At 71.9% G+C, this 9,024-nt stretch carries 11 protein-coding genes; 7 read left to right on the forward strand and 4 right to left on the reverse strand.

Going from position 1 to position 9,024, the window contains the following annotated elements; genetic code table 11:
* On the forward strand, positions 1 to 1,181 hold a 1,181-nt coding region (locus FNQ90_RS05640), incomplete at its 5' end, for a sensor histidine kinase (protein ID WP_182605248.1).
* 282 nt (positions 1,182 to 1,463) lie between these two features.
* Positions 1,464 to 1,763 (forward strand): DUF4193 domain-containing protein, encoded by a 300-nt coding sequence (locus FNQ90_RS05645; RefSeq protein ID WP_143620971.1) that lies wholly within the window; start codon positions 1,464 to 1,466, stop codon positions 1,761 to 1,763.
* Positions 1,764 to 1,815: 52 nt separating this feature from the next.
* Here FNQ90_RS05645 and FNQ90_RS05650 read toward each other — a convergent pair whose 3' ends face one another.
* Positions 1,816 to 2,379: a DUF3093 domain-containing protein gene (locus FNQ90_RS05650; RefSeq protein ID WP_182605249.1), complete on the reverse strand. Its 564-nt coding sequence runs from the start codon at positions 2,377 to 2,379 to the stop codon at positions 1,816 to 1,818.
* 287 nt (positions 2,380 to 2,666) lie between these two features.
* Here FNQ90_RS05650 and dut point away from each other — a divergent pair, with 287 nt between their 5' ends.
* The 4 genes from dut (at position 2,667) to FNQ90_RS05670 (ending at position 5,275) form a co-directional block, all read left to right on the forward strand.
* On the forward strand, positions 2,667 to 3,161 hold the full coding sequence (dut, locus tag FNQ90_RS05655; RefSeq protein ID WP_182605250.1) for a dUTP diphosphatase: 495 nt from the start codon (positions 2,667 to 2,669) through the stop codon (positions 3,159 to 3,161).
* 1 nt (position 3,162) lies between these two features.
* Positions 3,163 to 3,921: a DUF3710 domain-containing protein gene (locus tag FNQ90_RS05660; RefSeq protein WP_143620965.1), complete on the forward strand. Its 759-nt coding sequence runs from the start codon at positions 3,163 to 3,165 to the stop codon at positions 3,919 to 3,921.
* A 136-nt stretch (positions 3,922 to 4,057) separates the two neighbouring features.
* Positions 4,058 to 4,462, forward strand: coding sequence for an OB-fold nucleic acid binding domain-containing protein (locus FNQ90_RS05665; protein WP_182605251.1), 405 nt, complete (start codon positions 4,058 to 4,060; stop codon positions 4,460 to 4,462).
* Positions 4,463 to 4,465: 3 nt separating this feature from the next.
* Positions 4,466 to 5,275, forward strand: coding sequence for a DUF3159 domain-containing protein (locus FNQ90_RS05670; RefSeq protein WP_323379793.1), 810 nt, complete (start codon positions 4,466 to 4,468; stop codon positions 5,273 to 5,275).
* A 238-nt stretch (positions 5,276 to 5,513) separates the two neighbouring features.
* Here FNQ90_RS05670 and FNQ90_RS05675 read toward each other — a convergent pair whose 3' ends face one another.
* Positions 5,514 to 6,173 (reverse strand): TetR/AcrR family transcriptional regulator, encoded by a 660-nt coding sequence (locus tag FNQ90_RS05675; RefSeq protein WP_182605252.1) that lies wholly within the window; start codon positions 6,171 to 6,173, stop codon positions 5,514 to 5,516.
* Positions 6,174 to 6,246: 73 nt separating this feature from the next.
* Here FNQ90_RS05675 and FNQ90_RS05680 point away from each other — a divergent pair, with 73 nt between their 5' ends.
* Entirely contained in the window at positions 6,247 to 7,077 is an 831-nt protein-coding gene (locus FNQ90_RS05680) for an SDR family NAD(P)-dependent oxidoreductase (RefSeq protein WP_182605253.1), read from the forward strand.
* Between the two features lie 140 nt (positions 7,078 to 7,217).
* On the opposite strand, the gene FNQ90_RS05685 is transcribed toward FNQ90_RS05680, so the two are convergent.
* Both FNQ90_RS05685 and FNQ90_RS05690 read right to left on the reverse strand, forming a co-directional pair.
* Positions 7,218 to 7,913 carry a potassium channel family protein gene (locus FNQ90_RS05685; RefSeq protein ID WP_182605254.1) on the reverse strand — a complete coding sequence of 232 codons (696 nt, stop codon included), beginning with the start codon at positions 7,911 to 7,913 and terminating at the stop codon, positions 7,218 to 7,220.
* Positions 7,910 to 8,578 (reverse strand): potassium channel family protein, encoded by a 669-nt coding sequence (locus FNQ90_RS05690; RefSeq protein ID WP_182605255.1) that lies wholly within the window; start codon positions 8,576 to 8,578, stop codon positions 7,910 to 7,912. Before FNQ90_RS05690 ends, FNQ90_RS05685 begins: the two co-directional genes overlap by 4 nt.
* Positions 8,579 to 9,024 lie beyond the last annotated feature (446 nt).

The raw sequence follows: 9,024 nt of genomic DNA on the forward strand, positions 1-9,024 counted from the left end.
ACCCCCGGCCGCCCTGGCTGCGTCCCACCATCCGCATCCGCCTCACCCTGCTGTACGGCGGGATGTTCCTCATCGCGGGCGTCGTGCTGCTCGGCATCATCTACCTGCTGGCCGCCAACGCGCTGCGCGCCGGCAGCGCGGTCCCGTTCCGCTTCGTCAGCGAGGCGGAGGTGGAGATCACCTCCGATGCCTGCCGACCGATCGCGGGCATGGTGGACGCCGAGACCTTCCGCTCCTGGTACGCCGAGTGCGCCGGGATCCAGCGCCGGCTGGCGCTGGAGGAACTCCTGCAGCGCTCGCTCCTCGCTCTGCTCGGCCTGGCGGTCCTCGCCTTCGCCTTCGGCTACCTGATGGCCGGTCGGGTCCTCGCGCCGCTGGGCCGCATCACCCGCACCGCGCGTCGGGTCGCCGGATCCGACCTGCACCGCCGCATCGAGCTGGGCGGCCCGGACGACGAGCTGAAGGAGTTGGCGGACACCTTCGACGAGATGCTGGACCGCCTGGACCGCGCCTTCACGGCCCAACAGCGGTTCGTCGCCAACGCCTCGCACGAGCTGCGCACCCCGCTGGCGATCAACCGGACCCTGCTGGAGGTACAGCTCGCCGATCCCGCCGCGTCACCGGAACTCACCCAGCTGGGGCGCACCCTGCTGGCCACCAACGAGCGCAGCGAACAGCTGGTGGAGGGGTTGCTGCTCCTGGCCCGCAGCGACAACGAGATCACCGAACGCAAACCCCTGGACCTCGCGGAGCCCGCGGCCCGGGCGGTGGAACAACTCCGGTCGGAGGCCGCCGAGGCCGGCGTGGAACTGCGCGGCACCCGCCGCTCCGCCCCCGTGCACGGCAACGGGGTGCTGTTGGAGCGGGTGGCCCTGAACCTGGTGCAGAACGCCGTGCGGTACAACCTTCCCGAGGGCGGCTGGGTGCGGGTGGACACCGAGCGCCGCGGCTCCCAGGTCGTGCTGGAGGTGGAGAACACCGGTCCGGTGGTGCCCGCCTACGAGGTGGACAACATGTTCGAGCCCTTCCGACGGCTGCGACACGAGCGGACCCACAGCGACCGCGGGGTGGGTCTGGGCCTGTCCATCGTGCGATCGGTGGCCCGGGCCCACGGTGGCGCGGTCACCGCCGAGCCCCGGTCGGAGGGCGGCCTCGTGATGCGGGTGTTTCTGCCGATCTGAGATGATGTCCGGACGGAAAACGCCGGATGTGATCAATCGCACATACGACCCCGTTTCCCGGGGCAGTCGACCGCCGTGACCGGCTTTCCGGCCCCCGCAGCACGTTGCCGCCCGTGCCTCCGATCGCCCCTTCGGGCGCCCGGCCGGGTGTCGATTGAGTAACACAGCTTGATGTGAGGCAAAATCTCCGCCTCGAGTCGGGCACAAGACCGGCCCTCCGGGCGTTACCCGCGCTGGAGACCATCACCGAACACCACGGACACCCAAAGGGGGAGTACGAGCATGGCCACCGATTACGACACACCACGCAAGACCGACGACGACGTCAACGAGGACAGCATCGAGGAACTGAAGGCCCGACGCAACGACAAGTCGGCCTCCACCGTCGATGTCGACGAGTTCGAGCAGGCCGAGGGCCTGGAGCTGCCGGGCGCCGACCTGTCCAACGAGGAACTCTCGGTCCGGGTCCTGCCCCGCCAGGCGGACGAGTTCACCTGCATGAGCTGCTTCCTGGTACACCACCGCTCCCAGCTGGCCGCGGAGAAGAACGGTTCGCCGATCTGCCGCGACTGCGCCGGGTGAGCCCGCTCCGGAGTGCGCGGCGGGCGGGACCGCGGGGGTCCCGCCCGGTCGATCACCCGGCGTCGCGCCGTTCGGACGCCCCGGCCGCCCCGGCCGGCCGGTCCATCCGAACGGCGCGACGCCCCTCCGCCTCCGGAGCGCAGCCGCGTCCCGCCTCCAGCGCCGCCGCCAGGCGTCGCGGGTTCCGGGTCGAGAGGTACAGGTAGGGGGTCGGGTCGTCGGGATCGACGACCTCGACCCGAACGGCGGTGGGCACGTATGCCCGCAGCAGCATGAACGCACGGGCGTCGGCCCGGTGGGTTCGCCAGGCCACCGCCTCGGCCCCGTCCAACGGACGGGCCGCCCCGAGGGCCGACAGCGGCACCCGGGCCCGACCCGCCAGCAGGTTTCCCCCGGCGATCCGGATCCGTGCCGAGCCGTACGCGCTCAGCGCCATCCCGCAGACCGCCAGGGCCGCGGTCGTGCCGACGAGGGCCGCCACCGGGCCCAGCGGCACCAGCGTCACCCCCGTCAGCGCCGCGCCCATCAGCGCGATCAGCCACCATGCGCGGGGCACCGTGAGACGTTCCTCGTAGGGGCGGGGCGGCCGGGGCGGCCGGTTCGCGTCGGACTCCATGGAACAAGCATCCCGGGCGCACCCGGATCCCCCGCACCGGCGGTAGGGTCTGTGAGGCGTTCGGGCCCGGCACCACCCGGCCCCGGTGGCCCGGTCCCATCCGGGGTGTGAACCGAGGCGTGCGCCCCCGCGCACGCTCACCGGCGCGTGAAAGAGGTCGTGCGCCCCTCGGGGGTGACGGTCCCGAACCGCACCGCGACGGGGAACCGCCGGTCGCGCCCCCGGCCGACCAAGGCGACCGGGAAGACCAGGAACGACCAGGAACGACCAGGAAGAGGGGTGACCGGGTGCTCCCGGGACCGCAGGAGCCGGTGGACGTGCTGATCCGCCGCACGACGCCCGACGTCCCGCTCCCCGCCCGCGCCCATCCCGGCGACGCGGGCGTGGATCTGGTGACCACCGAGCCGGCCGAGCTGGCACCCGGTGAGCGCGCCGTCCTGCCCACCGGTATCGCCATCGCGCTCCCCGACGGGTGCGCCGCCTTCGTCCATCCCCGCTCCGGGCTCGCCGCGCGGTGCGGAGTGGCCCTCGTGAACGCCCCGGGGACCGTCGACGCCGGGTACCGTGGAGAAATCAAGGTCATCCTGATCAATCTCGACCCCCGGGAGAGCGTGCGTTTCGAGCGGTTCGACCGGATCGCCCAACTGGTGGTCCAACGGGTCGAGACGGTGCGCTTCCACGAGGTCGCGCAGCTGCCGGGTTCGGCACGGGCCTCCGGGGGCTTCGGCTCCACCGGTGGCCATGCCGGCACGGAACACACCTACGCCGTGAAAGGACAGTGACGTGTTCGGACGTCGCCGCAAGCGGAATGAGGAGCCCGGGGAGGCTGTCGAGCCCACCGCTCCGGAGGCTCCGGACGAGGCCGAGGTGCGCCGGGTGAAACTCGCCCCGGCGCCCCGCCCCGAGGGTCCCTGGGACATCTCGGAGGTGACCCGGCCCGAGGAGGGCCGGGTGGACCTCGGTGGACTCTTCGTGCCCGGCGTGCAGGGCATGGAGCTCAGGGTCGAGGTCGCCGGTGAGTCGATCGTCGCCGCGACCGTCGTCCTCAAGGACAGCGCCGTGCAGCTCCAGGCGTTCGCCGCCCCCAAGCGCGAGGGCATCTGGGGGGAGATCCGCGAGGAGATCGGCGCCGGCATCACCGGTCAGGGCGGAGTCGTGGACGAGGTCGAGGGTCCGCTCGGCTGGGAGCTGCGGGCGCAGGTCCCCGTCCAGCTCCCCGACGGCAAGCGCGGCATGCAGGTCGTGCGCTTCGTCGGCGTGGACGGCCCCCGCTGGTTCCTGCGCGGTGTCATCTCCGGCCAGGGCGCGGTGCAGCCGCAGGCCTCCGGCGTACTGGAGAGCGTCTTCCGCGACACCGTCGTGGTGCGCGGCGACCAGCCGATGGCGCCCCGGGACCCGATCGTCCTCAAGCTCCCCGAGGACGCCACCATGGTGCCCGAGGGCGTGCGCAAGCAGGAGGCGCAGGATCAGGACTCGGTCTCCCGCTTCGCGGGCGGCATGGACCGCCTGCGCCGGGGTCCGGAGATCTCCGAGGTTCGTTGACCCGGCCGCTCGACCGACCGGACGGGGGCGGTCCCGGGAGACCCGGGACCGCCCCCGTCGGTGTTCCCCCTCCGCGGACGATGGGGCCCCGACACCGGAACCCGACACCCTCCCGACCGGGGGTTAGGCTGAACGCATGACTGATGGGAGCCGTTCCGGGCGACGCGGCACCGGATGGCGGCGCTTGTTGGGCCTCCAGGACTCCTCCGCGAAGTCCCCGGTCCCGGAGGCCGACGAGGCCGATGAGGCCGAGTGCGTCCACATCCGCGACTGCACGGAAGGTCCCGAGGGGCGACGTGTGGTGACCGTGCGGGGTACCCTCCGTACAGTTGGTGAGCGCACGGTGGGCGGGCTGCCCGCCCTGGAGGCCGAACTCGACGACGGCTCGGCCTCGCTGAGCATCGTCTGGCTCGGTCGCCGATCGATCGCCGGGGTCGAACCCGGCCGCGACATGATCGCCTCCGGCCGGGTCGTCGACTCCCGGGGACGACCGGTGCTCTTCAACCCCCGCTATGAGCTCAAACCCCTCGGAACGGAGTGACGGGTGACCTCCCTGGACAGGCGGACGAACGGCGCCCCCGGCGCCCCCGAACCGGATCCCGCGGGCCCGAAGCAGGCACCCCCGGAGCCGGACGAGGCGGCCACCAAGGCGGCCTTCTTCGAGGCATTCGGTGGCGTGCGAGGGATGATCGAGACCACCGTTCCCGGTCTGGTCTTCGTGCTCAGCTACACCCTCAACCGGGACCTGAACACCTCGGCGATCCTGGCGCTGTCCATCACCGGGGTGATGTTCCTCCTCCGTCTCGTGCAGCGCGGACCCACCAAACACGCCTTCAGCGGCGTCTTCGGCGTGGTCATCGGCGCGGTCTTCGCGATGATGACCGGCGATGCCCGCAACTTCTACCTGCCGGGCATGATCTACACGCTCGTCCTCGGCATCGCCTACACCGTCTCCGCCGCTCTCGGCTTCCCGCTGCTCGGCCTCATCCTCGGTCCGCTGTTCAAGGAGAACCTCTCCTGGCGCACCCGCAATCCCGGCCGGAAGCGGGCCTACGTCAAGGCCAGCTACGTGTGGGGCGCCATCCTGCTGGCCAAGTCCGCCATCACCTTCCCCATCTACTTCTGGGGCGACGCCGCCCAGCTCGGCTGGCTGCGGGTGGCCCTGGGCATCCCGCCGTTCCTGCTGGCCGTCTACCTCACCTGGATCATCATGGTGAAGGCCCCCGCCCCCATCGACGTCATCGCCGAGATGGAGGCCGAGGAGCGGCGGGAGCAGGAACGCGAACGCGAGCGCGAGGAGGAGCGGGCCCGCGCGGCGGCGCGCGCCGCCGGCACCGCCGGCACCGGTCCCTGAGCCACCGGAAGTCCGAGACCCCGCCCACACGACGACCGGGCCCCGTCGACCACCACGGTCGACGGGGCCCGGCCCTTTCCGGGATCGGCCGGTCCCATCGGTGCCGGACCGCCCGGGCCCGGGGGCCTTCGCGGGCCGCGCGGGGACCCGATCCCGAGATGCGGCGTCGTGGCGACCGACTGATCAAGGGGGCGAACCGCCGGCGCGCGGGCACCGTTTGTTCGGGGAAGGGACGGGGTCACCGAGCGGACCGGCCCGGTGCGTCCGTGGTTTCCCGCTCGGCCCCCTCCGGGGGATCGGGCGCGATGGTCCGCTCCCGCAGGACGGCGACCGCCTCGTCGAACAGGCGCACGGGATCGGCGGTGCCCCCGGATTCGGCCCAGGCGTCGACCGCCGCGTCGAGGCAGGCGAGCGCGGCGGCGACGAAGGCCCGGGCCCGGGGGTCGGGTACCGGGCTCTCCGGCAGGCCCAGCCTGCGCTGGATGTCGGGTGCCAGCAGCGTCTGCCACCGCAGGTGTTTCTCCAGATGCCTGGCCCGCAAGGACGGCACCTCGTGGCACATCCGGGCGATGGCGAGGTGGACCGTCGGCAGATCCTCGGGGGGGCGCAGGGTCATGAACGCCTCCCGGATCGCGGTCCACGCCGACTCCTCGACCGGGCGCGCCTCGAGGGCGGCACGGACCGATTCGCCGAGGGCCTCGGTGTCGCCGAGGACGAGCTCCTCCTTGCTCCCGAAGTAGTGGAAGAAGGTACGACGCGAGATGCCCGCGGCCGCCGCGATCCGATCGATCGTCGTCGCCTCGAAGCCGTTCTCCGCGAAAAGGCGCATCGCCGTGTCCGTGATCTCCGTCCGTACCGCACGACGCTTGCGTTCCCGAAGGCTTGGAGGCTCGACCATGTCCTCAGTCTACGACCGTGGCACTCAGTGCAGATGATTGCACTTGATGCAACTTTCCGCATAGGGTGTAGACATGACCGCCATTGATTACACCGGCCGGACCACCCTTGTCACCGGAGCCGGCTCCGGGATCGGCAAAGCCTTCGTGCACGAATTCGCGCGCCGTGGCTCGGACATCGTCCTCGTGGGACGACGCCTCGGGCGCCTCGAGGCGCTCGCCTCCGAACTCGGGAAGCGGCACGGGGTTCGGGCCACCGCGATCTCCCTCGATCTCGCGGTACCCGGTGCCGGCCGCAGGCTGGCCGCCGACCTGGCGACCCGCGGGATCACGATCACGGGATTGGTGAACAACGCCGGCTTCGCCACCGACCGCGTCTTCCACGAGGAGGACCCCGACCGCCTCACCGACGAGATCAACGTCGATGTCGCGAACCTCGTCGACATCACCCGCGCGTTCATCGAGCCATTGCGTCGCGCCGAAAGCGGTGTACTCGTCAACGTCGCGAGCATGGCCGCCCACACCCCCACGCCGGGAATGGCGGTCTACTCCGCATCCAAGGCGTTCGTGCTCAGCTTCACGGAGTCGATCTGGTACGAGTCCCGCGGCACAGGCCTGCGGGTGCTCTGTCTGAGCCCGGGGCTCACCCGCACGGAGTTCTTCGACAACCCGGGCGGCGGCACCTACAAGGGCAATTACCAGAGCCCGGAGGACGTGGTCCGCACGGCCGTGCGCGCCCTGGATCGCGGACGGGGACCGAGTGTGATCTCGGGCCGCCGCAACGCCCTCGCCGTGAAACTGCCCCGACTCCTCACCCGCCGGCGGGCGGTGATCATCGGTGGGGCGTTCTCCGCGCGCGCCGGCGCCGGCGCGGCACCCGGCCCCGAGCCGGCGCACCGGGGTTGACGCCCACTTCCCGGAGCCCCGCGATCGGGCAGGGGCGCTCGCCGGGGCCCGACCACCGTGGTCCCCCGGACCCATCCGATCCGCCGGGGTCGGCTCGGCGGGGCGCGCACCGGCGGCCCCGCCCGACCGGCGTGAGGGCCCTACAGCTCCCCGCGCTCGCCCCGCTCCCCGCGCCCCTCACGCGGCGAGAGCAAATCCTCCAACTGGCGCTCCCGCTCCGGCGAGGCCACGAACAGCAGCTCGTCACCGGCCGCCAGCGCGTCGTCCGGATCCGGGATCAGCACCCGGGTGCCCCGGATGATCGTCACCAGCGCCGTGTTCTGCGGCCACGCCACCTCACCCACCCGGGTGCCGACCAACGTCGCCGTGTCCGGCAGGGTCAGCTCCACCAGGTTGGCCTCGCCCTGACTGAAGCGCATGAGCCGGACCAGATCACCGACGCTCACCGCCTCCTCCACCAGCGCCGACATCAGGCGCGGCGTGGAGACCGCGACGTCCACGCCCCACGCCTCGTTGAACAGCCACTCATTTTTCGGATTGTTCACCCGGGCCACCACCCGGGGGACCCCGTACTCGGTCTTCGCCAGGAGCGAGACCACCAGGTTCACCTTGTCGTCGCCACTGGCCGCGATCACCACCTGGCAGCGCTCCAGCGCCGCCTCGTCCAACGAGGTGATCTCACAGGCGTCCGCCAGCAACCACTCGGCCTCCGGCACCCGATCCACCGACACCGCGTGCGGCGACTTGTCGATGAGCAGCACCTCGTGCCCGTTCTCCAACAGCTCCCCGGCCACCGACCGGCCCACGGCACCCGCGCCCGCGATCACGACCCTCATGTCCGCTCCTCCTCGGGGCCCAGCGCGCACGCGGCCTCCACCTCGGCCACCCGGTCCGAGGGCAGCATCACGTGCACCAGGTCCCCCTCCTGGAGGACCGTCTTCGAGGTCGGCAGCATCGCCTCGCCCATCCGGGTGAGGAAAGCGACCCGCACCCCGGTCCGCTCCTGGAACAACGCCACCTTGTGCCCCAACCAGCCGGGCGCGATGTGCACCTCGGACAGCTGTACCGCCCCGCTGGGGTCCTGCCACAGCGGCTCCGCCCCCGAGGGCAGCAACCGGCGCAGCATCTGGTCGGCGGTCCACCGCACGGTCGCCACGGTGGGGATACCCAACCGCTCGTACACCTCGGCCCGACGGGGATCGTAGATGCGGGCGGTGACGTTCTCCACCCCGAACACCTCGCGGGCCACCCGGGCGGCGATGATGTTGGAGTTGTCACCGCTGCTGACGGCGGCGAACGCCCCGGCCTCGGCCAACCCGGCCTTCTCCAGCGTCTGCCGGTCGAAACCCAGACCGGTCACCCGCCGACCGCCGAAACGGGAACCCAGCCGGCGGAACGCCGTCGGATCCCGGTCGATCACGGCGATCGAGTGGCCGCGACCCTCGAGCTCCCGGGCCAGCTCGGCGCCGACCCGCCCGCAACCCATGATGACGATGTGCATCGAACCTCTACCCCGCACTCCTGATCGGGACCCCGAACCGCTCCGGCAGTGTGTTCACGTCGCCCTCTTCTTTCCTTTCGGGTTTTCGTTCCCGATGGTCCGTCCCACCGGTGACAATCCGGGGTGCCCGCCCGGTGGTCGGATCGGACCCGGGCGGGTGTCGATCTCACCGTAGCCCCATCCGCCCCGTGGGAACCGACCCCGCCCGCGGCGATCCGTGGCCCGGGCACCGGTCCTGGATACTCCCGTCCCGGTGGCGGAAGCGATGCCCGGGCTCCCGGCAGCGGGGATCTTGATCGAACCGTGCTCCTTTCGCCTCCCTTCCGCCTCCTTCGGGACGGGGCCGAGCTCCCTCCACCCGGCCGTCACGCCCCCGGCGCCACCTGCGCTCCGACGTCCCTCACGCCCGGGCGTTCCCCCCTGGACGCACCGCGACCGACCGGGCC

It is taken from the genome of Streptomyces alkaliphilus (assembly GCF_014141535.1).
Classification (GTDB): domain Bacteria; phylum Actinomycetota; class Actinomycetes; order Streptomycetales; family Streptomycetaceae; genus Streptomyces; species Streptomyces alkaliphilus.